21 protein-coding genes and 3 pseudogenes are annotated in these 23,554 nt (G+C 72.4%); 13 read left to right on the top strand and 11 right to left on the bottom strand.

Annotated features, from left to right (window positions below):
- Positions 1-88 precede the first annotated feature (88 nt).
- The 3 genes from DY240_RS21260 to DY240_RS21250 all read right to left on the bottom strand — a co-directional run bounded on the left by DY240_RS21260 (position 89) and on the right by DY240_RS21250 (position 4,106).
- Positions 89-562 carry a TetR/AcrR family transcriptional regulator gene (locus tag DY240_RS21260; RefSeq protein WP_199701945.1) on the bottom strand — a complete coding sequence of 158 codons (474 nt, stop codon included), beginning with the start codon at positions 560-562 and terminating at the stop codon, positions 89-91.
- 161 nt (positions 563-723) lie between these two features.
- Positions 724-3,276, bottom strand: coding sequence for an amidase (locus DY240_RS21255; protein ID WP_119661837.1), 2,553 nt, complete (start codon positions 3,274-3,276; stop codon positions 724-726).
- Positions 3,277-3,389: 113 nt separating this feature from the next.
- On the bottom strand, positions 3,390-4,106 hold the full coding sequence (locus tag DY240_RS21250) for a GntR family transcriptional regulator (RefSeq protein WP_119661836.1): 717 nt from the start codon (positions 4,104-4,106) through the stop codon (positions 3,390-3,392).
- A 49-nt stretch (positions 4,107-4,155) separates the two neighbouring features.
- On the opposite strand from DY240_RS21250, the gene deoC reads away from it, so the two are divergent.
- Both deoC and DY240_RS21240 read left to right on the top strand, forming a co-directional pair.
- Positions 4,156-4,881: a deoxyribose-phosphate aldolase gene (gene deoC, locus DY240_RS21245; RefSeq protein ID WP_199701944.1), complete on the top strand. Its 726-nt coding sequence runs from the start codon at positions 4,156-4,158 to the stop codon at positions 4,879-4,881.
- Positions 4,882-4,939: 58 nt separating this feature from the next.
- Complete coding sequence (locus tag DY240_RS21240; protein ID WP_119661851.1) at positions 4,940-5,350, top strand: VOC family protein; 411 nt, start codon at positions 4,940-4,942, stop codon at positions 5,348-5,350.
- 3 nt (positions 5,351-5,353) lie between these two features.
- Here DY240_RS21240 and DY240_RS21235 read toward each other — a convergent pair whose 3' ends face one another.
- Positions 5,354-6,283: a LysR family transcriptional regulator gene (locus tag DY240_RS21235; RefSeq protein ID WP_119661835.1), complete on the bottom strand. Its 930-nt coding sequence runs from the start codon at positions 6,281-6,283 to the stop codon at positions 5,354-5,356.
- Between the two features lie 120 nt (positions 6,284-6,403).
- Between DY240_RS21235 and DY240_RS21230 the strand changes: the two genes are divergently transcribed.
- The 4 genes from DY240_RS21230 to DY240_RS32160 all read left to right on the top strand — a co-directional run bounded on the left by DY240_RS21230 (position 6,404) and on the right by DY240_RS32160 (position 9,848).
- Positions 6,404-6,694 (top strand): hypothetical protein, encoded by a 291-nt coding sequence (locus DY240_RS21230; RefSeq protein WP_119661834.1) that lies wholly within the window; start codon positions 6,404-6,406, stop codon positions 6,692-6,694.
- A gap of 64 nt (positions 6,695-6,758) precedes the next feature.
- Positions 6,759-9,140 carry an ATP-binding cassette domain-containing protein gene (locus DY240_RS21225; protein WP_119661833.1) on the top strand — a complete coding sequence of 794 codons (2,382 nt, stop codon included), beginning with the start codon at positions 6,759-6,761 and terminating at the stop codon, positions 9,138-9,140.
- Between the two features lie 88 nt (positions 9,141-9,228).
- Complete coding sequence (locus DY240_RS21220; RefSeq protein WP_119661832.1) at positions 9,229-9,615, top strand: VOC family protein; 387 nt, start codon at positions 9,229-9,231, stop codon at positions 9,613-9,615.
- Between the two features lie 56 nt (positions 9,616-9,671).
- Entirely contained in the window at positions 9,672-9,848 is a 177-nt protein-coding gene (locus DY240_RS32160) for a hypothetical protein (protein WP_158602932.1), read from the top strand.
- A 60-nt stretch (positions 9,849-9,908) separates the two neighbouring features.
- Here the strand turns inward: DY240_RS32160 and DY240_RS33760 are convergent, their stop codons facing one another.
- The 3 genes and pseudogenes from DY240_RS33760 to DY240_RS21210 form a co-directional block, all read right to left on the bottom strand.
- Positions 9,909-10,031: a hypothetical protein gene (locus tag DY240_RS33760; protein ID WP_267901690.1), complete on the bottom strand. Its 123-nt coding sequence runs from the start codon at positions 10,029-10,031 to the stop codon at positions 9,909-9,911.
- A gap of 497 nt (positions 10,032-10,528) precedes the next feature.
- Complete coding sequence (locus DY240_RS21215; protein WP_119661831.1) at positions 10,529-11,899, bottom strand: amidase; 1,371 nt, start codon at positions 11,897-11,899, stop codon at positions 10,529-10,531.
- Positions 11,900-11,945: 46 nt separating this feature from the next.
- Positions 11,946-12,152: pseudogene (locus DY240_RS21210) on the bottom strand (winged helix-turn-helix transcriptional regulator); the annotation flags it as partial.
- 8 nt (positions 12,153-12,160) lie between these two features.
- On the opposite strand from DY240_RS21210, the pseudogene DY240_RS34170 reads away from it, so the two are divergent.
- Positions 12,161-12,855 (top strand): annotated as a pseudogene (locus DY240_RS34170) (NAD(P)-dependent oxidoreductase).
- Here DY240_RS34170 and gndA read toward each other — a convergent pair.
- The 4 genes and pseudogenes from gndA to DY240_RS21185 all read right to left on the bottom strand — a co-directional run bounded on the left by gndA (position 12,852) and on the right by DY240_RS21185 (position 17,971).
- Complete coding sequence (gene gndA / locus DY240_RS21200; protein ID WP_119661829.1) at positions 12,852-14,294, bottom strand: NADP-dependent phosphogluconate dehydrogenase; 1,443 nt, start codon at positions 14,292-14,294, stop codon at positions 12,852-12,854. The pseudogene DY240_RS34170 and the gene gndA overlap by 4 nt on opposite strands.
- Positions 14,295-14,371: 77 nt before the next feature.
- Positions 14,372-15,631: an arginine deiminase gene (locus DY240_RS21195; RefSeq protein ID WP_119661828.1), complete on the bottom strand. Its 1,260-nt coding sequence runs from the start codon at positions 15,629-15,631 to the stop codon at positions 14,372-14,374.
- A 22-nt stretch (positions 15,632-15,653) separates the two neighbouring features.
- Positions 15,654-17,080: pseudogene (locus tag DY240_RS21190) on the bottom strand (basic amino acid/polyamine antiporter).
- 111 nt (positions 17,081-17,191) lie between these two features.
- Entirely contained in the window at positions 17,192-17,971 is a 780-nt protein-coding gene (locus tag DY240_RS21185) for a TetR/AcrR family transcriptional regulator (protein ID WP_158602931.1), read from the bottom strand.
- Between the two features lie 99 nt (positions 17,972-18,070).
- Here DY240_RS21185 and DY240_RS21180 point away from each other — a divergent pair, with 99 nt between their 5' ends.
- From DY240_RS21180 to DY240_RS21155, 6 genes are all read left to right on the top strand, one after another.
- Positions 18,071-19,048, top strand: a complete 978-nt coding sequence (locus DY240_RS21180; protein WP_119661826.1) for an ATP-binding cassette domain-containing protein — start codon at positions 18,071-18,073, stop codon at positions 19,046-19,048.
- Positions 19,049-19,053: 5 nt separating this feature from the next.
- Positions 19,054-19,899: an ABC transporter permease gene (locus DY240_RS21175; RefSeq protein ID WP_199701954.1), complete on the top strand. Its 846-nt coding sequence runs from the start codon at positions 19,054-19,056 to the stop codon at positions 19,897-19,899.
- 77 nt (positions 19,900-19,976) lie between these two features.
- Positions 19,977-20,174, top strand: coding sequence for a DUF1918 domain-containing protein (locus DY240_RS21170; RefSeq protein WP_119661825.1), 198 nt, complete (start codon positions 19,977-19,979; stop codon positions 20,172-20,174).
- Positions 20,175-20,427: 253 nt separating this feature from the next.
- Positions 20,428-22,095 (top strand): substrate-binding domain-containing protein, encoded by a 1,668-nt coding sequence (locus DY240_RS21165; RefSeq protein WP_158602930.1) that lies wholly within the window; start codon positions 20,428-20,430, stop codon positions 22,093-22,095.
- A gap of 83 nt (positions 22,096-22,178) precedes the next feature.
- Positions 22,179-23,015, top strand: coding sequence for a polysaccharide deacetylase family protein (locus tag DY240_RS21160; RefSeq protein WP_158602929.1), 837 nt, complete (start codon positions 22,179-22,181; stop codon positions 23,013-23,015).
- Complete coding sequence (locus tag DY240_RS21155) at positions 23,012-23,491, top strand: phosphatase domain-containing protein (protein ID WP_119661822.1); 480 nt, start codon at positions 23,012-23,014, stop codon at positions 23,489-23,491. Before DY240_RS21160 ends, DY240_RS21155 begins: the two co-directional genes overlap by 4 nt.
- Positions 23,492-23,554: the final 63 nt, after the last annotated feature.

Below are 23,554 nucleotides of genomic sequence, written 5' to 3'. Positions count from 1 at the left end.
GCGCCTGCGCCCGCGGCCATGGGCCTGTTCCCATGATCATCAACCTTGTGTGCTGCCATCACGACGCAAAGGGTTGATGATCATGGGATCACGGGCCGACGCCGACCGCGTGCCGCACGAGCTCCAGCAGCCGGGCCTGTTGGTCCGGCGTGCCGGCCGTCAGCGCGACGCCTCGGACCAGGGCCAGCAGGTCGGCAGCGGCGACGTCCGGGCGGACGGCTCCCGCCCGCTGCGCCGCCGTGAGCAGGCCCGACGCCGTCGCCTGCACGGACGCGTACCAGTCGCCGTCGGCGGTCGACGCGAGGTCGCGGATATGCGCCAGCTGGGTGGTCAGCGCCCGCAGCCAGGCGTGCAGCGCGTCGGCCGGCTCCTCCTGCTCGCGCAGCAGCTCGGCGTAGTCTCGCAGCCCGGCCAGCTCGTCGGCATAGACGGCGGCCAGCAGGGCGCGGCGGGTGGGGAAGTGGCGGTAGAGCGTCGCGTTGCCGACCCCGGCTCGCCGGGCGACGTCGTCGAGCGGGGCGTCCGGGCCGGCCTCGGCGAACACCTTCGCCGCCGCTGCCACTAGCGCCTCTCGGTTGCGCCGTCCGTCCGCCCGCATCGCCACCCGTCTCGTCGATGTGGGGAGCTCCCCGGGTGTACCGGAGAACTCCCCACATATGCCTTCAGACCGGGATGACCCTACCGCGTGTCATCGATGCCATGCGACCGATGTCATCGATGACATCATCCGTCGTTCTCCCGGGCGGTCGCACCGGCGGTAGACGGCCCGAACAGCCGCGCCGCAGCCGGCGCCGAGGATCTCCCCGGAACGAGCGGGGAGATCTCCGGAACGGCATGTGGGCGGGCGTTCGGCCGGTACTCCAGCGGCGGCGCGTCGTCGGGCAGCTGCCGGCCCCGCGCCCGCTGCTCCAGCGCGTAGCCCATGCCGAGGATGGCCCCGTCGTCCCAGGCCCGGCCGACCAGCTGCATCGAGATCGAGTAGCCGTGGGGGTTGGTGCCCACCGGCACCACCACGGTCGGCAGCCCGACGTTCGAGGTCAGCACACCGGTGGCGCGGTCGGCGGTCAGCTGGTTGCCGGACGCGTCGTTGTTGTACATGTCGCTGAGGAAGCCGGGATACACGACAGCGTCGACGCCGGCGGCGTCCATCCAGCCGGCGATGACCCGCTTGTAGTTCGCCCGATAGGCCAGCCACGCGTCGACCTGCTCCGGCGTCATCCGCGGCGTGTCGCGCAACGCCCGCTGGTTGTAGGGCAGGACCAGCGGCGAGGCGAGCAGCGCGTCGCCGTCGGGATACGGGAAGTCGTCGTGCAGCTCGATGTAGCGGGCCCAGCCCTCCTCGCTGCGGCTGCCCGCCGGGGACGGTCCTCCGCCGGGCGGCGGGGTCAGCTCGACCATCGTCGCGCCGGCGGCCTCCAGGTCGGCGAAGTGCGCCATGACGGCCGCGCCGGTGCCGTCGTCGGCGTACGAGGAGACGAACGACGACGGCAGGTAGCCGATCCGCATGCCCTGCAGCGCGCCGGCGTCCAGGTGCGCCGTCCAGTCGGCCGGCCGGTGCGCGTCCGCCTCGGCCGTCAGCGGATCCAGCGGATCGGTCCCGGTGGTCGCGTTGAGCAGGTGCGCGAGGTCGGTGACGGTGCGCGCGATCGGGCCGCCGTAGTCCTGTGCCCAGGTCAGCGGCATGATGCCGCGCAGGCTCGCCATGCCGTCCGTGCCGCGGAACGTCGTCAGGCTGTTGCCGGTCGACGGCGCGTACAGCGAGACGCCGGTCTGGCTGCCCAGGGCGCCGGCCGCGAGGTCGGCCGCGACGGCGACCGCCGACCCGCCGCTGGAGCCGAAGGACGTCTTCGACGGATAGAGCGCGTTCCACACCTGGCCCCAGCCGCTCTCGCTGTAGCCCCCGGAGTTGGCGAACTCGCTCAGGTTCGCCTTGCCGATGATGACCGCGCCCGCCTCCCGCAGCCGTTCGACCTGGTAGGCGTCGGTCTCGGGCTGCCAGCCCTCCAGCGCCAGCGTGCCGCCGGTGGTCGGCATGTCCTTGGTGTCGTAGAGGTCCTTGATGGCGATCGGGATGCCCAGCAACTCGCCGGTGGCACCGCGCGCCCGGGCGCGGTCGGCCGCGCGGGCCTGCTGCATGGCGTCCTCGGCGACGTGGATGAAGGCGTGGTAGCCGAGCGGCCCGCCGTCGTAGACCGCGATGCGGTCCAGGTACGCCCGGGTGATCTCCTGCGACGTCGTCGCACCCGCCTCGAGGTCGCGCAGCAGCTCGTCGATGCTCTTGTTCACGACGTCGTACGGCGACGTCGTGTAGGCGGGCGCCTGCGGCCCGGCCGGCGGAGTCGCGAGGACCGGCGCCGACGGGCAGCGCGTCACGCCGAGCGCCGTCCGGTCCCAGTTCAGCAGCGTGCAGCGCTCCAGCGTGGTCAGGCCGCTGAGGTCGGGCCGCGCGGCCAGCGCGGCCAGCTGCTCCGCGGCGGCCGCCTGAGCCCCGGCGCCGGTCGTGCCCGCCGTCACGAACCGGGCCAGCGACCGGGTCTCGCGCGGCCGCACCGTGAACGTGCTGACGTAGCCCTGGAAGTTCGCCTCGTGCCCGGTGGTGGCCATCGGGGTGCCGAAGGGGTCGCGCTGCTGGTTGCCGGTGCGGTCCAGCGTGCCGGTCGCGCCGGGTGTGCCGAGGACGACGCCGACCGGGCGCTGCGCGGGGTTCGGCGTGGCGGCCAGCGTCCACGCGTCCTGCCGGTCGACGACGGCGTCGCCGCTGGACGTCCGGCGGATCAGCCCCTGGTTCTGCCCGGCGCCGTAGCCCAGCGAGCCGCCGAAGGAGACCTCGACGGTGACCGGCCGGCGGCCGGTGTTGGTGAAGGTGTCGAAGAACCGCGCGTAGCCGCCGGCGGCGTCCACCGTCACCTCGCGGGTGATGCGCACGTCGCCCAGCGGGACGGCGCGAGTCGGCTCGAACGTGTCGACGCCGTCGAAGGTGAGGCCGAAGCCGCGCATCATCTCGCCGTTGAGCCGCGGCTCGTCGCCGCCGTCGGGCACCGACACGCGCACGACGATGTTGCCGAAGCCCTCGGCCGGCGCGTTGCTCACCGCGCGGATGCTGCCGGTGTCCAGCCCCGGTGGGGCGGCGTCGTGGATCTGCCACGTCGCGCCGTTGCCGGCCGGAACGCCCGTGACGGCGCCGGTGGGCGTGGCCGGCAGCAGGATGGACGTGCCCAGCGCGACGGCGGCGAGCCCGCCCGCCGCCGTCCGGACCCGCGACACGCTGTGGGGCATGTGGTCCCTCTCTGATGGATCGAAGATCACCTTCATAAACGGTGAAACCTCACCATCGGGACATTGCGGACGCGTTTCGGCGCGGCGGCGCCGGTGTTAGGGGCCGATCGCGCTCAGGTCGCGACGGTGAAGTCGACCTTCAGGGCGTACCGCTCGGCGACGTAGGAGCTCGCGGTGTACTCCAGGGGAGTACCATGCTGATCGAGGATGGTCCGCGTCTCGACCAGCATGGGCGTGGCCGGCTCGACGCCCAGGGCGGCGGCGTCGTCGCCGGCGGTCCGGGCACTCAGGACCGACGAGCCGAGCGTGGGACGCAGCCCCAGGCGGCGCAGCGCGCTGTGCAGCGAGCCGGACTCGAGGTCGGCGTCGAGCAGGGCGCCGAGCGTCGCCGGGAACGCCGCGCGCTCGACGGCGACGGGGACGTCGTCGGCCAGCCGCACCCGGGTGATACCGACGACGGTGACGTCGCCGGCAGGGACGCCGGGCGACAGCGCCGCCGCCTCGTCCGCCGTCGCCGGGCGCAGACCGGCGTCCACCAGCCGCGACCGCGGGGTGCGCCCGGCCGCGACCATCTGGTCGTGGAAGCTCAGCAGGGTGCCGACCGGACGCACCGCCGCGGGCGCGCGCACGAACGTGCCGCGGCCGGGGACGCGTTCGAGCCGGCCGTCGCGTTCCAGGCGGGCCAGCGCCTGGCGCACCGTCATGCGCGCCACGCCGAACTCGCGAGCGAGCCGCTGCTCGGACGGGAACGGGTCGCCGTCGGCGGCGGCGTCGGCCCGGGCGCGCAGGCGCTTCTCGATGCGCTCGTACAGGGGTTGCGAAGTCGGCACGGCATCAGTCTAGGCTGTCTAGACCGATCCACGCGAGAAGGAGTCCGCCGTGTCCGTCACCTCGATCGACGTCCCGCCCTACGCCGGCCCGCTGCCGTCCGTCCGCGAGGTCGCGGCGATGATCGACCACTCGCTGCTGCGCCCGGAACTGACGCGCGCCGAGGTGCTGGCCGGGCTCGCGACGGCCAGCGAGTACGCGACGGCGTCGGTGTGCGTGCGCCCGGCCGACGTCGCCCCGGCCGTGGCGGAGCTGCGGGGGAGCGGGGTCGTCGTCGGCACCGTCGTCGGCTTCCCGCACGGCGGCGCCACCACGACGACGAAGGTGCGCGAGACGGCCGAGTTAGTGGCGCTCGGGGCGGGGGAGATCGACATGGTCGTCGACATCGGGCGGCTGCGCGACGGCGACGCCGGGTACGTCGAGGAGCAGATCGCGGCCGTCGTCGCGGCCGCGGACGGCCGGCCGGTGAAGGTGATCCTGGAGAACGCGTACCTCTCGGACGAGCAGAAGGTGGCCGGGTGCGCGGCGAGCGAGCGGGCCGGCGCCGCGTACGTCAAGACCAGCACCGGGTTCGCCGCCGGCGGCGCGACGGCCGAGGACATCGCGCTCATGCGGCGCAGCGTGTCGCCGCGGGTCGGTGTCAAGGCGGCCGGCGGCGTGCGCACGCTCGACGCGCTGCTGACGCTGCACGACCTGGGCGCCACGCGCTTCGGCGCGACCACGACGACGGCCATCCTCGACGACCTCGCCCGGCGGCTGGCGTCCCGCGACGAGTGACCGGACCGGTCAGGAATCGAGAAGCGCCGGCCCGGCGGCCATGGCTAGCGTGCCCGTCATGGACCTCTCGATCCAGGCGAGCTTCCTGCCGCACGACGACCCGGACGCCGCGCTGGCGTTCTACCGCGACGTCCTCGGCTTCGAGGTCCGCGACGACGTCGGGTACGAGGGCATGCGCTGGATCACCGTCGGCCCCGTCGGCCAGCCGGGCACATCGCTCGTCCTGGAGCCGCCGGCCGCCGATCCGGGCGTCACCGAGGCCGAGCGCCGCACCATCGCGGAGATGATGGCGAAGGGCAGCTACGCGGGAATCCTGCTGTCGACCCCTGACCTCGACGGTGTCTTCGACCGCCTGCGGGCCCGCGGCGCGGAGATCGTCCAGGAACCCGTGGAGCAGGGGTGGGGCGTCCGCGACTGCGCGGTCCGCGACCCCGCCGGGAACCTCATCCGCATCAGCGAACTGCGGTGACCCTCAGCCGACCGACCGGAGCGGGCGCGGCGCGCCGGGTGCCAGCGTGACGGCCAGCTCGAGCGGGCCGAGCTCGGCCGCGACCTGCGAGAACTCGCCGACCAGCGGGTCGACCCGGCCCGCCCGACGGACCAGGCCCCAGCGCATCGTCGGACGTTCGTCGATCGGGACGTAGACCACGTCGGCGCGTTCGAGGTACTTGATGCCCTGCGCGCAGGCGAAGGCGACGCCGTCGCCGCCGCTGACGGACCACAGCACCTCCTCACGGGTGGGTGGCGTGGTCGTGCGGCCGGAGCCGGTGACGGGGACCGGGCACACCGCCGACTCCCAGTACTCCGGAATGGGCAGGCCCGACGGCAGGACCGTGTGCGCGGACAGCTCCGCCAGTGACACCGACGACCGGCCGGCGAGCGGGTGCGTGCGACCGACGGCGAGCACGATCGGCTCGGTGAACAGCACCGGTCCGACGGCGAGATCGGTCTCCTCGACGGGCAGCCACAACAGCGCGACGTCGACCTGTCGCTCGCGGAGGAGCCGGAACGGATCGTGGATCGGGACATCACGCATGCGCAGCTCGACCTCGGGGTGCCGGCTCCGGAACAGCGCGGTGACGGGGGAGATCTCCTGCCACATCGGCCCCAGGACGCCGAACGTGAGCGTGCCCTGCCCGCCGCGCGCGGAGTCGCGGGCGGCCTCGACACCGTCCAGGATGCGCCGGTAGCCGGCCTCGAGGTCGGCCCGCAACTGCTCGCCGAGCGGGGTCAGCACCACCTTCCGGCTGGTCCGTTCGAACAGGGGCGCGCCGATGCGCCGCTCCTGCTTGGCGATCGACTGGCTGACCCGAGGCGGCGAGATGTGCAGCCGCTCGGCCGTGCGACCGAAGTGCAGCTCGTCGGCCAGCGTCAGGAAGATCTCGATGTCACGCAGCTCCACGGCCTCATCGTCGCATCGTTAACGCCAGACGCAAGCGGCGTTGCGCGTCTGGCCATTGTTCGCGCGTCCCGCCGGCGGAAGGCTGTGAAGCACCGAACACGACGAAAGGACACGATCACCATGACCGTCGTACGCACGCACCGCTACACCGTGGAAACCGGCAAGCTGGCGCAGCTGCTCGAGCAGCGCACGGCTCTGATCCAGGGCATCCGGTCGGCCAACCCGGCGTTCACCACCGCCACCCTGATCCGTCAGGAGGACGGCACGTACCTGGACATCTGGCGCTGGGAGTCCGCCGACGCCATGGGCCGCGCGGCGGAGGCGGCGACGAACTTCCCGCTGGTCGGGGCGACGCTGGCCCTGACGACCGACCACGACGCGGTCGACGGCGAAGTGCTCGACGAACGGTAGCCTCGTCCGAGGTCCGCCGAGGCCGCACGCCGGCGGCCGTCGTCAGCGATGAGACAGGAAGAGCATGACCATGAGCACCGATCCGCAGGCATCCGCCTCGCACGTCGCCGACAGCCACGACCTCATCCGCGTGCAGGGTGCGCGCGAGAACAACCTCAAGGACGTCAGCGTCGAGATCCCGAAGCGCCGGCTGACGGTGTTCACCGGCGTCTCCGGCTCGGGCAAGAGCTCGCTGGTCTTCGAGACGATCGCGGCCGAGTCGCAGCGGATGATCAACGAGACCTACAGCGCGTTCGTGCAGGGGTTCATGCCGTCGTTGTCGCGGCCCGACGTCGACCTCCTGGAGGGCCTCACGACGGCGATCATCGTCGACCAGGAGCGGCTGGGCGCGAACCCTCGCTCGACCGTCGGCACCGTCACCGACGCCAACGCGATGCTGCGCATCCTGTTCAGCCGGCTGGGGGAGCCGCAGATCGGGCCGCCGCCGGCGTTCTCGTTCAACGTGCCCGCGCGCAAGGCCAGCGGCGTCATGACGTCGGCGACGGGGGAGAAGACCATCGTCCGCGACGCGATCTACCACGGCGGCATGTGCGCCCGGTGCGAGGGCCGCGGCAGCGTCTCCGACATCGACCTGACCCAGCTCTACGACGACAGCAAGTCGCTCAGCGAGGGGCCGTTCACGATCCCCGGCTACAACGCCGACGGCTGGAACGTGCGCATCTTCGCGGCGTCGGGGTTCTTCGACCCGGACAAGCCGATCCGCAAGTACACCGAGAAGGAACTCGACGACCTTCTCTACAAGAAGCCCACGAAGATCAAGTTCGAGAACATGAACCTCACCTACGAGGGGCTCATCCCGCGGATCCAGAAGTCGTTCCTGTCCAAGGACGTCGACTCCCTGCAGCCGCACATCCGCGCGTTCGTCGAGCGCGTCGCCACGTTCACCGCGTGTCCCGACTGCGGCGGCACCCGGCTCAACGAGGCGGCGCTGTCGTCGCGGATCAAGGGCATCAACATCGCCGAGGCGTGCGCGATGCAGATCACCGACCTCGCCGAGTGGATCCGCGGCCTCGACGAGCCGTCGGTGGCGCCGCTGCTGGCGGCGCTGGGCGCCAACCTCGACTCGTTCGTCGAGCTCGGACTGGGCTACCTGAGCCTCGAACGTCCGTCCGGCACGCTGTCCGGCGGCGAGGCGCAGCGGATCAAGATGCTGCGGCACCTCGGGTCGTCGCTGACCGACGTCACGTACGTGTTCGACGAGCCGACCGTCGGGCTGCACCCGCACGACATCCAGCGCATGAACGACCTGCTGCTGCGGCTGCGCGACAAGGGCAACACGGTGCTCGTCGTCGAGCACAAGCCGGAGGCGATCGCGATCGCCGACCACGTCGTCGACCTCGGGCCCGGCGCGGGCTCCGGCGGTGGGGAAGTGGTGTTCGAGGGGACGGTCGACGGCCTGCGCGCCAGCGACACCGTCACGGGGCGGCACCTCGACGACCGCGCCGCGCTGAAGCCGTCGGTCCGCACGCCGTCGGGCGTCCTGGAGGTCCGCGGGGCGTCGGCGCACAACCTGCAGGACGTCGACGTCGACATCCCGCTCGGCGTGCTGGTGGTCGTCACCGGCGTCGCAGGCTCGGGGAAGAGCTCGCTGATCCACGGCTCGGTGTCCGTGCGCGACGACGTCGTCGCCGTCGACCAGAGCGCGATCAAGGGGTCGCGGCGCAGCAACCCCGCCACGTACACCGGGCTGCTCGACCCGATCCGCAAGGCGTTCGCGAAGGCCAACGGCGTGAAGCCGGCGCTGTTCAGCGCGAACTCCGAGGGCGCCTGCCCGGCCTGCAACGGCGCCGGCGTCATCTACACCGAGCTCGGCTTCATGGACACCGTCGCCACGCCCTGCGACGACTGCGGCGGCAAGCGGTTCCAGGCCGCGGTGCTGGAGTACCGGCTGGGCGAGCTGAACATCGCCGAGGTGCTCGACCTGCCGGTCGCCGAGGCGCGCGCCTACTTCTCGTCCGGTGACGCCAAGACACCGGCCGCGGCGACGATCCTGTCCCGGCTGGACGACGTCGGCCTCGGTTATGTCAAGCTGGGCCAGCCGCTGACCACGCTGTCCGGCGGGGAGCGGCAGCGGCTCAAGCTGGCCGCCCAGATGGCCGAGAAGAAGGGCGACGTGTACGTCCTCGACGAGCCCACCAGCGGCCTGCACCTGGCCGACGTCGAACAGCTGCTGGGCCTGCTGGACCGGCTGGTCGACTCCGGCAAGTCGGTCATCGTCATCGAGCACCACCAGGCGGTCATGGCGCACGCCGACTGGATCATCGACCTCGGTCCCGGCGCCGGCCACGACGGCGGTCGCATCGTCTTCGAGGGCACGCCGGCCGACCTCGTCGCCGCGCGGTCCACGCTGACCGGCCAGCACCTCGCGGAGTACGTGGGCGGCTGAACGGCGCGATCGGTCAGGAATCGAGAAGCAGCGGCGCCGCGGTCGCCGTAGCGTCGTCACGTACCCACTGGAAGGCAAGGAGAACATCATGTCGTTGCAGGTGAGCGTGGTCATGCTCGGTGTCCAGGACGTCGACCGAGCCAAGAAGTTCTACGCCGAGGGCATGGGCGCGCAGATCGAGCAGGACCACCCGGGTTTCGTCCGGCTGGGCCTCGGCGACGGGTCCGGGCTGGCGCTGTACCACTGGGCCGCCGTCGCCAACGACGCCGGAGTGCCCGCCGAGGGTTCGGGCTTCCGCGGCTTCTCGCTGCACTACATCACCGAGACCCGCGATGAGGTCGACGCCGTCATCCAGGCCGCCGAGGCCGCCGGGGCCACGGTGCTCAAGCCGGCGGAGGCGGCCGCGTGGGGCGGCTACTCCGGGACCTTCAGCGACCCGGACGGTCACCTCTGGAAGGTCGCCACCGACGCCTGAGTCCGCTTGCCGGGCCGTCAACACCTCCTTACCGTGGCGTGCGGAGGTGTTGACGTATGTCCGCGAAGTCGCCCGTGCCGAGCCCGAAGCCTCGCAGCGTCAAGGATCTCGAGGGGCGGCTGCGCTACGACGGCACGCCGAAGACCTTGGACGAACTGGACGCCGGAATCGCCCACGGCGCAGCCGAATCGCTCGATTCGCATAACGCCGATAATGCACATTATGTCAAGTAAGCGAGATGGGACCGCCAGAAGGGGTGCTTCGAGGCACTCCCCTCGGTGGCGCGGCGCCTGTCAGTCCGCCCAGCAGGTTGTGGCGCCGAAGCGGACCGTGACCTCGATGCGCACCGTGACCCGGTGCGACCGGCCGGCGTCGGTGTAGACGATGTCGACGCCAGGCGCCGACCCGACCCGCATACCGGGTTCGGGGCGCGACGGGTACGACGTAGCTCTCCCCCAGGCTCAGCCCGGCCGGATCGGCGAGCGCCACGTGCGTGATGGTGACCGGGGCCGGCCCGTCGTTGGGCAGCGGGTAACCCGCCATCACCGCACCGCCGTCCGGCGACGGCGCACAGACCGCCGCGCCTCCGACGGCGGCGGACGACATGGGACCGCCGCCCGCGACGCCGGCGGCACAGAATGCCGCGGCGATCCCGACCGAGGTGACCGGAAGCCATCGTCTCCACCTGGACGGCATCAGGACGGATCCCAGCCCGGGCACATGCGCACGTCCGGCACGAGCCTGATGTCCCACTCCATGGACACCCGGTGCGACCGGCCGGCGTCGACGTAGGTGAGGTCGAAGCCGTTCAGCGTGGCCGGCGCGTCCGCCGTCCGCCCATCCGCCTGGCATGCGCCGTCCTCCGCCCCCGAGAGTCAGCCCCAGCGTAGCGGAGCACCTGCATTGCCGGGAACTAGCCGAGCGGCGGCCACCGGAAGCCCGGCAGCACGCCCGCTCGTTCCAGCCCTCGCCCGATCGCGAGCAGCGCCGGCTCGGACCACCGCGGCCCCACCAGCTGCACCCCGATCGGCAGCCCGTCGACGGACTGACCGGCGGGCATCGCCAGGCCCGGCAGCCCGGTGAGGTTCGTCGGGGCGAAGACGGAGCCCTGCTCGTGGTAGGGCACCTCGGTGCCGTCGACGGTCAGCGGCGAGCCCGGCGGGCAGTGCGGGTACGGGAGCGTCGCCGCGGCCGGCATCAGCAGCGCGTCGTACCGTTCGAAGAACCGCGACCACGCCGCGACCAGCCGGTCGCGCCGCGACAGCGCTTCCAGGTACCACGCCAGCGTCGGCGCCGGCCCGTCGCCCGGCGCGAACACCGAGGTCAGCGTCATGACCAGCTCCCCGAACAGCGAGAACTGCTCCTCCCACGACAGGTCCGGCAGCGCCTCCTCGACCTCTCCCCCGGCATCGGCGACGGCGTCGGCGACCTGCCGCACCCGGTCGCGGACGGCGGACGCCACCGGCGCACCGGGAACGGACGGCGCGACGGCCAGGCGTAGCGCCGACGGCGCCACGGCACGCCCGGCGGGCGACGGCCCCAGCGGCACCGGCGGAACGTCGCCGTCGTCGGCGTCCGGACCCGCGACCAGCGACAACAGCAGCTCGAGGTCGTCGAGGTCGCGCGCGATCGGCCCCAGGCAGCCGATGATCCGCACCGGCCGCGGTCCCCCGCCCGGTACGGAGAAGAACCCGGTCAGCGGCACCCGGTGCTCGGTCGGCTTCAGCGCGTACACGCCGCAGAAGGCCGCCGGCAGGCGCAGCGAGCCGACCAGATCGGAGCCGATGTCCCCCGGTGTCAGCCCGGCGGCGACGGCGGCCGCGGCGCCGCCGCTCGAGCCGCCCGAGGTGAGACCCGGATCCCACGGGTTCGCCGTGCGGCCGAACACCGGGTTGGCGCTCTGGTGATCGGCCAGCCAGGCCGCGACGTTCGTGTGCCCGACGAGGTTCGCGCCCGCCGCGCGGAGCCGGGCGGCGACGGTGCTGTCGGAGCCGGCGACGTGGTCCAGCTCGGCCGTGCCGATGGTCGTGCGCAGCCCGGCGACGTCGATCGCGTCCTTCAGCGTCAGCGGCACGCCGTGCAGCGGCCCCGGCCACGGCTCCCCCGCGTGAGCTCGGGCCCGAGCGCCGTCGGCGTCGAGCGACACCACCGCCGTCAGGGCCGGGTTCACCGCATCGATGCGGGCGAGATGGGCCTCGAGCAGCTCCGACGGGCTCGTCGCCCCCGTCGCCAGCAGCTGCGTCAGCCGCGTCAGGGTGAGCCTGGTGAGCTCGGTGTCGGCCATGGAGTTCTCCCTTCGACAGCAGTGGAACGCCGCGCCGGCGCCGAACTCATCGCTGTCCGGCCGTTTCCCACGGAATCGCCTCGATGCGGTCCATGTGCTGCTCGCCCCACTCCCCCAGCGGCGCGAGCGCATCGTTGAGCGACCGGCCGAACTCGGTGAGTGAGTATTCCACCTTGGGCGGGACCTGCTGGTGCACCTCGCGGTGCTGCAGCCCGGCCGCCTGCAGTTCGCGCAGCTGCAGGATCAGCATGCGTCGTGGACATGACGCACTCCGAATCCTCCGCGGTCACCGTGCTCGGCCACGGGTCGATGGGCAGCGCCCTTCGCCCGCGCGTTCCTCGCCGCCGGGCACCCGACCACGGTGTGGAACCGCACCTCGTCGAAGGCGGCGCCGCTGGTGGCCGCGGGTGCCCGGCAGGCCGGCACCGTCGACGAGGTCGTGACGGCGAGCCCGCTCGTCGTCACTTGTCTGACCGGCTACGACGACACGCGGCGCGTCCTCGGGACGGTGACGGCAACGCTCGCCGGTCGCACGCTGGTCACGCTGAACAGCGGGACGCCCGCCGGCGCACGCGAGTTCGCCGCCTGGGCGGGCCGAGCACGAGATCCGGTTCCTCGACGGCGCGGTCAAGGACGTTCCCGACGGTGTCGGCCGGCCGGACTCGCTGCTCTACTTCGCCGGCGACCTGGTCCCCTACTCCGTCCGCTGGCTGCGCATGATCGGCGAGGTGCTGCCGGCGTTCGCGGCCGGGATGGACGCTCGCGACTACGGCGCGGGGGCGTCGTCGGTGAACCTGTTCCTCGCCGGCGCGGACTGGGACCTCGAGTTCGCCCGCGAGGCGGGCCTCGATGACGCCTGGCTGCGGCCGCTGCACGACCTGGTGCGGAAGGCGGCCGCCGCCGGTCACGGTGAGGGCAGCATCGCCGCCCTCACCGAGGTCCTCGGTACCGGCTAGCTCTGCTGCTCCTCCGAACGGTCCTCCGACCACGTGGTGTGGAAGACGCCGTCGCGGTCGACGCGGTGGTAGGTGTGGGCGCCGAAGAAGTCGCGCTGGCCCTGGGTCAGGGCGGCCGGCAGCCGCGGTGCGCGCAGCGCGTCGTAGTACGACAGCGCCGTCGCGAAGCCGGGCACCGGGATGCCGAGCCGGGCCGCCGTCGCCACCACCGTCCGCCACGCGTCCTGCGCGGCGCCCAGCTCGCCCGCGAACTGCTCGTCGGCCAGCAGGCTGGGCAGCGCGGCGTCCTTCGCGTACGCCGCGGTGATGCGGTCGAGGAACGCCGCCCGGATGATGCAGCCGCCCCGCCAGATGCCGGCGATGGCGCCGAGGTCCAGCGTCCAGCCGTACTCCGCGCCGGCCGCCTGCAGCTGGTGGAAGCCCTGCGTGTACGAGACGACCTTCGACGCGTACAGCGCCTCCTCGACCTGCGAGGCGAACCGCTCGGCCTCGTCGGCGGGCAGCGCGACCGGCGTCGGCCCGGCCAGCCCGCGGCCGACGGCGCGGAGGTCGGCGTGGCCGGACAGCGACCGCGCGAACACCGCCTCGGCGATGCCGCTCACCGGCACGCCGAGGTCGAGCGCGATCTGCACCGTCCACCGGCCGGTGCCCTTCTGCTCGGCCTGGTCGAGGATGACGTCGACCAGCGGCTGCCCGGTGGCGGCGTCGACGTGCGCCAGCACCTCGGCGGTGATCTCGATGAGGTAGGAGTCGAGCCGGCCGGCGTTCCAGCCGCGGAACACCTCGGCGATGCGCGCGGGCTCGTAGCCGGCGCCGTGCCGGAGCAGGTCGTACGCCTCGGCGATGAGCTGCATGTCGGCGTACTCGATGCCGTTGTGCACCATCTTGACGAAGTGCCCGGCGCCGTCGGCACCGATGTGCGTGCAGCACGGCGTCCCGTCGGCGGCCTTGGCCGAGATGGTCTCCAGCATCGGACCGAGCGACTCGTAGGCCTCCTCGGAGCCGCCGGGCATGATGCTCGGGCCGTTCAGGGCGCCCTCCTCGCCGCCGGAGATGCCGGTGCCGACGAAGTGCAGGCCGCGCTCGCGCAGCGCCGCCTCGCGCCGCCGGGTGTCGGCGAAGTGCGCGTTGCCGCCGTCGATGATCATGTCGCCGGGCTCGAGCAGCGGCGCGAACTCGTCGATGACGGCGTCGGTGGCGGCACCCGCCTTGACCATGACGACCAGCCGGCGCGGCCGCTCCAGAGCGGCGACGAACTCCTCGGCGGTCTCGGCCGGGACGAACGTGCCCTCGTGCCCGAACTGCTCGACGAGGTCGCGCGTGCGGCTCGCGGTGCGGTTGTGCAGCGCGACGGTGTAGCCGTTCCGGGCGAAGTTGCGGGCGAGGTTGCGGCCCATGACCGCGAGCCCGGTGACGCCGATCTGTGCCGTTCCAGCCATCAGTGCATGCTCCTGTCCCGAGGTGCCCTCGCGGCGGCCGCCGCCGGGACCCAGTATGCCGAGCGCGCCTGGGCCGGTCAGAAGGCGACCGGATCGCGGATCAGCGGGCAGGTCATGCAGTGGCCGCCGCCGCGGCCGCGGCCGAGTTCGGCGCCGACGATCGTGAGCACCTCGATGCCGGCCTTGCGCAGCAGGTCGTTGGTCTGCGTGTTGCGGTCGTAGGTGAACACCACGCCGGGTTCGACGGCGACGGCGTTGTTGCCGCTGTCCCACTGCTGCCGCTCGGACGCGTAGACGTCGCCGCCGGTCTCGACGACCCGGAGCCCGTCGAGGCCGAGTGCCCGGGCGACGACGTCGACCAGCCGCGCGTCGCCTTCGTCGGTGACGTCGATGCCCGGCGGCCGGTCGTCCGGGCGCAGCGTGAACACGTGCAGCGCGTCGACGATGCGCGGGAAGACGGTCACGACGTCGCGGTCGGCGAACGTGAACACGGTGTCCAGGTGCATCGCGGCGCGCAGCTTCGGCATGCCGGCGACGATCACCTGCTCGGCGGCACCTTGCGCGAAGAGCGCTGCCGCGACCTGGGTGATCGCGTGCCGGGAGGTGCGCTCGCTCATGCCCATGAGCACGGTGCCGTTGCCGATCGGCATGATGTCGCCGCCCTCGAACGTCGCCCGGCCCCAGCCGCGCTCCGGGTCGCCCCACCACACGGTGGAGCCGGCGTAGGCGGGATGGAACGTGTAGATCGCCTTGTAGAGCAGCGTCTCGTCGTGCCGGGCCGGCCAGAACAGCGGGTTCATGGTGAGGCCGCCGTACAGCCAGCAGGTCGTGTCGCGGGTGTAGAGCGTGTTCGGCAGCGGCGGCATGAGGTAGTCGCGGGCGCCGACGGACTCCCGCGCCAGCGCCCCGTAGCCGGAGCCGTGGCCGTCCGGCAGGTCGCTCGTCGCCAGCCCGCCGATCAGGAACTCGGCCAGCGCGTACGGGTCCAACGACTCCAGGAACGCGCGGGTGCTGTCGACGAAGCCCAGCCCGACCTCGTCGGCCGTCACCTTGCGGTCCAGCAGCCACGACCGTGCCTCGGGGTCGCCCATGGTCTCCGCCAGCAGGTCGTGCAGCTCGACGACCTCCACGCCGCGGCCGCGCAGCTGGTCGACGAAGTCCTGGTGGTCGCGCTGGGCCGCCTCCACCCACATGACGTCGTCGAACAGCAGGTCGTCGGAGTTGGTGGGGGTCAGCCGGCGGTGCGCGAGGCCGGGGCGGCAGACCAGCACCTTGCGCAGCCGGCCCACCTCGGAGTGGACGCCGTGTCGCGCGCCCGGGTCGGTGCCGTCGGTCATGGCGGGTTCCTTTCGCTCGCGGTCAGAGGCTGATCCAGCCCAGGGCCAGGGCGACGACGCCGGTCACGGCCCCGGCGAGGGACACGGCGAGAATGACCAGCTCGCCGCCGCTGAACGGAGCCCGGCCTCGCTCGCGGCGGGCCAGAACGAACAGCACGGTGGCCAGGGCGTAGACGATGAAGGAGACGAGGATGTACTTCGGCCCCGCGGCGTACAGCAGGAACGCCGTGTAGAGCGTCGCGATCACCCCCACGACGACCTCGCGCGCCGGTCCGCGGGGCCAGGCGGCGTCCATGCCGAGGGCCAGCTTCGCGGCGTACCCGGCGGCGAGGAGGAACGGGATCAGCGTCAGGGCGCTGGTCAGGTTGAGCGCGAAGTTGAACGCGTCCTCCGAGAACGCCGTGATGACGAGCACGATCTGCACGAGCACCGTCGTCATCAGCAACGCCGGCCCGGGTACGTCGGCGGCGGTCTTGCGGCCCAGGAAGCGCGGCATGTCGTCGTCCGCCGCGGCGACGAACAGCACCTCGGCGGCCATCAGCGTCCACGCGAGGTACGCCCCGAGGACCGAGACGATCAGCCCCACGCTGACGAAGACCTCGCCCCACTGCCCCACCGCGGCCTCGAGCACCCCGGCCATCGACGGCTGGCGCAGCTCGGCCAGCTCGTCGCCGGGCAGGATGCCGTAGGAGACGATGGTGACCGACGCGAAGATGCTCAGCACCATGAGGAAGCCGAGCAGGGTGGCGCGGCCGACGTCCTCGCGCCGGCGCGCGTGCCGGGAGTAGACGCTGGCCCCCTCGACGCCGAGGAACACGAACACCGTCGCCAGCATCGTCCCTCTCACCTGGTCGAACAGGGAGCCGTAGGTGTCGCCGCCACTCCAGTTGTCCGCGAACACCCGGGGGTCGAGGTAGAACACGGCGAGGATGACGAAGACGACGATCGGGATGACCTTCGCGATGGTCACGATGCGGTTGATCGCCGTGGCCTCCTGCACCCCGCGGCGAATGAGCAGGTAGAACGTCCACAACCCGAGGCTGCTGAGCACGATGGCCAGCGCGGTGTCGCCCTCGCCGAGTGCGGGCGCCACGGCGCCCACCGTCGACATGATCAGCACCCAGTACGTCACGTTGCCGACGCAGGCGCTGGCCCAGTAGCCGAAGGCGGAGAAGAAACCGAGGTACTCCCCGAAGCCGGCCTTCGCGTACGCGTACACACCGGCGTCGAGGTCGGGCCGCCTGACGGCGAGCGTCTGGAAGACGAAGGCCAGCATGAGCATGCCGCCGCCGGCGATGGCCCAGGCGACCAGCGCACCGGCCACCCCGTCTCGCTGCCGAACCGCTGCGGCAGCGAGAAGACGCCGGCGCCCACCATCGAGCCGACCACCATGGCCGTCAGCGTCGCCAGCGTCACCTTCTGTGCGGACTGTGCGACCGTGTCGGCCATCTGGGGCCCCCGCCGAAGATCACGCGAATAGCAGGTGGCCCACGCTAGTGCAACCTGTTCCTCGCCATCACGTGCTTCGGCAGAATGGCCCCCGAGTGACAATGCACGATGTCACTCGGGGGACATCGATCCCTGGCGCCGTTCGACGTACCGGGCGATGCCGTCGAGGACCAGCTCGAGCCCGAAGCCGAAGTCCTCGTCCAGCCACTCGTCCTCGTCCTGGCCGTTCTCGAAGCCGCCCTCGGCGACGATGCGGGCCAGCGTCGGGTGCCGCTCGGGATCGACGAACTCCGTCAGCATGCGGCCGTAGGCCGTGTCCCACGCCTGCTGGGACGCGCCGGTGCGGGATTCGACGTCGGCCAGCGTGGTGGCCAGCTGGGCGTGACCGCGGACGTAACCGCTGAGCACGACCAGGATGCCCACCATCTCTCCCCCGCTGAGGCCGGTTTCGTCGAGTGCGGCCAGTGCCTGCTCCATGCGCTTGATCTGGTTGGGTCCCATCGGCGGCGCGTTCAGGGGGACGTCGAGGGCCCACCGCCGCCGCTGGTAGATCTGCGCGGTGTCGGTGGCCCACCAGCGCAGCTTGTCGCGCCAGCCGGACAGCTCCGGCGGCACGTCGGGCACCTCGGAGGCGTGCTCGACCATGAGCTCGAGCAGGTCGGTCTTGCTGGGCACGTACCGGTAGAGCGACATCGTCGTGAACCCGAGCTCGTCGGCCACGCGGCGCATGGAGACCGCGCCCACGCCCTCGGCATCGGCGACGGCGATCGCGGTGTCGACGATCTGCCGCAGCGACAGCGCCGGCTTCGGGCCGCGCGACGGCGGCTGCTGGACGCCCCAGAGCAGCTCGAGCGTGCGGTTCGGTTCCGGCCGGTGGTTGTCGGTCGCCATGCACTCCCCTGTCGTCGGCCTGCTTGACGCCCATCCTAGAACTGTGTACAACATAAACCAAGTGCTATACGCCATAAACAGTTCTCCGGGAGGGTGGCTGTGACCACGAACGACGCGGCGATCGCCGCCGAAGGCCTGCGCAAGCGGTACGGCCCCCGCTACGCGCTGGACGGACTGGACCTGACGGTCGAGCGCGGTGTCGTGCACGGCCTGCTGGGCCCGAACGGCGCCGGGAAGACCACCGCGGTCCGCATCCTGTCCACGCTGCTGCGCTTCGACGCCGGCAGTGCCCGGGTCGCGGGATACGACGTCGTCGGCGAGGCCGACGAGGTGCGCCGCCGCATCGGCCTCACCGGCCAGTACGCCGCGGTGGACGAGACGCTGTCCGGCCGGCAGAACCTGGTGATGTTCGGCCGGCTCTACCACCTGGGCGCGCGCCAGGCGAAGCGGCGGGCCGACGAGCTGCTGGAGCAGTTCGACCTCGCCCACGCCGCGGACCGGTCCGGGCGGACCTACTCCGGCGGCATGCGGCGCCGGCTCGACCTCGCGGCCAGCCTGATACTGGCGCCGGAGGTGCTGTTCCTCGACGAGCCGACCACCGGCCTGGACCCGCGCAGCCGCAACGACGTCTGGGACGCGGTCCGCTCCCTGGTGGCCGGGGGCACCACGGTGCTGCTCACCACGCAGTACCTGGAGGAGGCCGACCAGCTGGCGGGCCGGATCTCCGTCATCGACACCGGCCGCGTCGTGGCCGAGGGCACCGCCGACGAGCTCAAGGCGCGCATCGGCGGCGATCGCATCGAGGTCGTCGTCCGCGACGCCGCCCAGCTGGGCCCCGCTGCCGCCGTCGTCGCCCGCATCGGCACCGCCGAGCCCGAGCTCGACGCCGACACCCGCCGGGTGAGCGCACCCGTCGCCGACCGGATGGCCGCGCTCACCGAGGCCGTCCGCGAGCTCCAACTGGCCGGCGTCGTCGCCGAGGACATCGGCCTGCGCCGCCCCACGCTCGACGAAGCCTTCCTGCACCTGACCGGCCACCGTGCCGAGCCCGACGTCGTCAAGGAGACCGCCGCATGAGCACGATGCTGCAGCAGGCCCCGGCCCTGGTCGCTCCCCCGCCCGCCCGCACTCCCCTGGCGCGGCTGCGCTGGGCGGCCGCCGACGGCTGGGTGATGACGAAGCGCAACATGGCGCACGTCGTCCGGGCGCCCGAAGAGGTCGTCATCTACTTCACGCTGCCGATCATGTTCGTGCTGGTCTTCGGCTACGTGTTCGGCAGCGGCATGGCGCTGCCCGGCGGCGGCAGCTACCGCGAGTTCCTGCTCCCCGGCGTGTTCGCGATGACCATGCTGTACGGCCTGGGCGCCACGGCCACCGGCGTCGCGTTCGACGTCGGCCGCGGCGTGGTCGACCGGTTCCGGTCCATGCCCATGGCCCGCTCGGCGCTGGTGGCCGGGCGCAGTGCCGCCGACCTCATCCGGGCCGTGCTCGAGATGTCGACGCTGGTGGTCTGCGGCCTGCTGGTTGGCTGGCAGTGGCGTAACGGCATCGGCGACGCGCTGGCCGCCGTCGGGCTGATCCTGCTGCTACGGTTCGCCATCACCTGGGTCGGCATCTACCTGGGCCTGGTCGTGCCCAACCCCGACACCGTCGGCGTCATCGTCTTCCCGGCCGCGTTCCCGCTGACGGCGCTGTCCAACGTGTTCGTCGCGCCGGAGCTGATGCCTGACTGGCTGGGTGCGGTGTCGGAGTGGAACCCCCTGTCGTCGACGGTGGCGGCGTCGCGCGAGCTGTTCGGCAACCCCGGCTTCGGCGGTGACTCGTGGGCGGCGCAGCACAGCCTGCTGCTGGCAGTCGGCTGGCCGCTGGTGCTCCTGGCGATCTTCGTCCCGCTCTCGATCCGCCGGTACCAGAAGCTCAGCCGCTGAGGCTGTTGCCGTCCGCGGCCCGGCGGGAGCACGCTGGGAGGTGACCGTTCGGGCTCGCTCGAGGGAGGTCGAGAACCGTGCACGCACACGACGGTGACCGTCTGGTGGTCGAGGGGACGAAGGTCGGCTCGCACCGCCGCGAGGGTGAGGTACTCGAGACGCACGGACCCGACGGCGGCCCGCCGTTCCTGGTCCGCTGGTCCGACGGCGCCGAGGGCCTGGTCTACCCGGGAACCGACGCCCACGTCGAGCCGGCCGCGCCCGCGGCCGACTGACGACGCCCCGGCCCACTCTCCGCGCCATTCCGTTGATCTTGGAGTTGTTCGGCAATTACAGGGTGAAATGTCCGGTAGATGGCCGAACAACTCCAAGATCAACCTGGTGAGGTGAGTGGCGGCGAGGCGCCGGGCGATCACGCACGGTCACGTGACCGCGCGTGTCATGCACGACACAAGTGACTCGTCATTACCGGAGTCCCAATGCTCCCGGTTAGTCTGCTATCCCACGACTCGCCCGGAGCCGCCATTCATGCCAGGACGCCACGCCTCGCACCGGCCGGCCGCGCCGTCGCCCTGGCTGCGCCGGCTCGGCCTGTCCGCCATCGCCGTCGCGCTCATCGGCGCGGCGGGACTCGGCGTGGCGTCCGTCCTGGACTCCGGCGACGGTGAGTGCGACGGGCCGCTGCCGGTCACCGTCGCCGCCGACCCGACCATCGCGCCGGTGCTCACCGACGTCGCCAGAACTTACGCCGAGACCGATCCGCGCCAGGGCGACCTGTGCGTCGAGGTCGACGTCGTCGCCAGTACGGCGGCGTCGGCCGTGCCCACGTTCGGCAACGCCGAGGCGCCGGACCTGTGGATCCCCAAGACCCGGGCGTTCGGCCCGCCCGTCGACGAGGGACTCCTCGACCAGCTGGCCAGCGTCGCGCTGTCGCCGCTGGTCGTCGCGATGCCGCAGGAGGCAGCGGCGGCGGCCGGCGGGGAGGACGCGCAGATCTCGTGGTCCGCGCTGCTGGAGGGCGAGGCGGCCGCCGTGCTCGCCGACCCGGCCGCCAACGACGAGGGCATCGCCAGTCTGGTCGCCGTCCGCACGGCACTGGGCGACGACGTCCCGCGCGACCAGCTGGTCGAGGTGATGACGCGGGTGTCGCAGGCCGCCGTGCCCACCGTCGACGACGCCTTCGCCGCCGTCGCGGAGTCGCCGGCCGCGTTCACCGCCACCGAGCAGGCCGTCGTCGCGTTCAACCGCGAGGGCTCCGGCCCGCGGCTGACCGCCCTCTACCCCGCCGAAGGCACGTTCGGGTTCGACTACCCCGCGCTGGCGGTGTCCGGGGCCGAGGAGGACGAGGACGCGCGGACGGCGGCCGCCGCGTTCGTCACCTACCTCGGGTCCGCCGAGGCGCAGGAGGCGATCCGGCGGGCCGGCTTCCGCAGCCCCGACGGCACCGCCGACGCCGACGCGGGGATCGTCGACGGCATCCGCCCGGACCTGCCGGAGCTGCTGCCCCCACCCGAGCCGGAGCTGATCACCGAACTGTCGCGGCAGTGGGCGGCTCTCGCGCTGGACATGCGCATGCTCGCCGTCATCGACGTGTCCGGGTCGATGAACGAGCAGGTCGACGGCGGTGCGACCCGCATGGAGCTGACCCGCGACGCCGCACTGGAGGCGCTGCGGCTGTTCCCGCCGGACGCCTCGGTCGGGCTCTGGGCGTTCTCGATCCTGCAGGACCCGCCCAACGACTACGTCCGCCTGGTCGACGTCGGGCCGATGAACCAGCCGCTCGAGGACGGCACGCCTCGGCAGGAGGCGCTGGTCGCCGCCGTCGAGTCGCTGCCCTCGATCGCCGACGGCGGCACGGGCCTCTACGACACCGTGCTGGCCGCGTTCCAGGAGATGCGCAGCAGCTACCAGGCCGGCGTGGTCAACTCCGTCGTGCTGCTCACCGACGGCCGCAACGAGGACGACCCCGACGGCATCGACCTCGAGACGCTGCTGACCCAGCTGACCGCGCAGTTCGACCCCGCCGCGCCGGTGCCGGTCATCACCATCGGCATGGGCCCGGAGGCGGACATGGAGGCGCTGCAGCAGATCTCCGCCGCCACCGGCACGACGGCCTACCACGCCGAGGACCCCAGCGACATCCAGAGCGTGTTCGTCCAGGCCATGATCGAACGGCAGTGCCGCCCGAACTGCTGACCTCTCCGGGCGCGCCTGTCCCGTTTCGGCCCCGCCGAACTCTATGATCATGGGTCGACGAGCGCCAGAGGGAGGTGGCACCGGTGAACAACCTGTCCTGGCCGGCCACCATCCTCATCGGCATCCTGCTCGGCCTCGTCGCCGTCGGGGCGGAGAACAGCGGTGCCGGCGAGGACGAGCCGACGGCCGGGCCGTCCGCGACCACCTCCCCCGGCTCCGGCGGCGGGCCGGCGTCCGGTGACGGCGGGTCCGATGACGGCTCGGGCGGCGGGTCCGGTGACGGTTCCGGTGACGGTTCCGGTGACAGCGATGGCGAGACCAACCCGGACACCGGCGGCGACGCCGAGGACTACACCGTCACCCTGACCTTCGACGACGGCCCGCATCCCGTCTACACCCCGCAGGTGCTGGACCTGCTCGAGGAGCACGACGCGATCGCCGTCTTCTGCATGGTCGGCCAGCGCGTCCGCGAGCACCCCGAGGTCGTCCGCCAGGTCGTCGACGCCGGGCACGCGCTGTGCAACCACACCGATACCCATGACGAGAAGCTGTCCGAGCGCACCCGCGAGCAGATCGAGCGGCAGATCACCGAGACCGACGAGGCCCTCGACGACGCCGTCGGCGGCGACACCGAGGTGCGCTGGTTCCGGCAGCCGGCCACGTACGTGCAGCCGCCCGTCGAGGCCGTCCTCGACGACCACGACCTCGAGCCGCTGGACTGGACTGTCGACCCCCGCGACTGGTCGCGCCCCGGGACGGCGTCGATCGTCCAGGAGGTGCTGGAGCAGCTCGAGCCGGGGGCGGTCATCCTGCTGCACGACGGCGGCGGCGACCGCTCCCAGACGGTCGCGGCGCTCGAGCAGATCCTCACCGGCCTCGACGCCGCCGGTTACCGCTACGTCCTGCCTGGAGACCCATGACCCGCCCCCTCGCCGTCGTCGACATCGACGGCGTCCTCGCCGACGTCCAGCACCGCCTGCACCACCTGAAGCGGCGGCCGAAGGACTGGGCCGGCTTCTTCGGTGCGATGGGCGACGACACCCCGTACGCCGAGGGCATCGAGCTGGTCACGCTGCTCGCGCACGAGCACGAGGTCGTCTACCTCAGCGGCCGGCCGGAGCGCACCCGCGCCGTCACCCGGTCCTGGCTGGCCGACCACGGCGCGCCGGCCGGCACGCTCATGCTCCGCCCCGACGACGACCGCCGGCCGGCCCGGCTGTTCAAGGTCGGCGTCCTCCAGCGACTCTCGTCCCACCGCGAGGTCGCCATGCTGGTCGACGACGACCCCGCCGTCTGCGCCGCCGCCCGCGCGGCCGGCTTCACCGTCTACGAGGCCGAGTGGAGCCGTCCCGACCCGACGCTGTTCAGCGCCCAGGAGGCCGAAGGCCGCACCTGACCCGGCGCGCCGCCGCCCGGCCGCCCCTCCCCCGACTCCCGTTGATCTTGGAGTTGTTCGGCC

Source organism: Jiangella rhizosphaerae, from assembly GCF_003579925.1.
In the GTDB taxonomy this organism is placed as follows: domain Bacteria; phylum Actinomycetota; class Actinomycetes; order Jiangellales; family Jiangellaceae; genus Jiangella; species Jiangella rhizosphaerae.
This window is presented reverse-complemented; position numbering and strand designations above follow the sequence as displayed.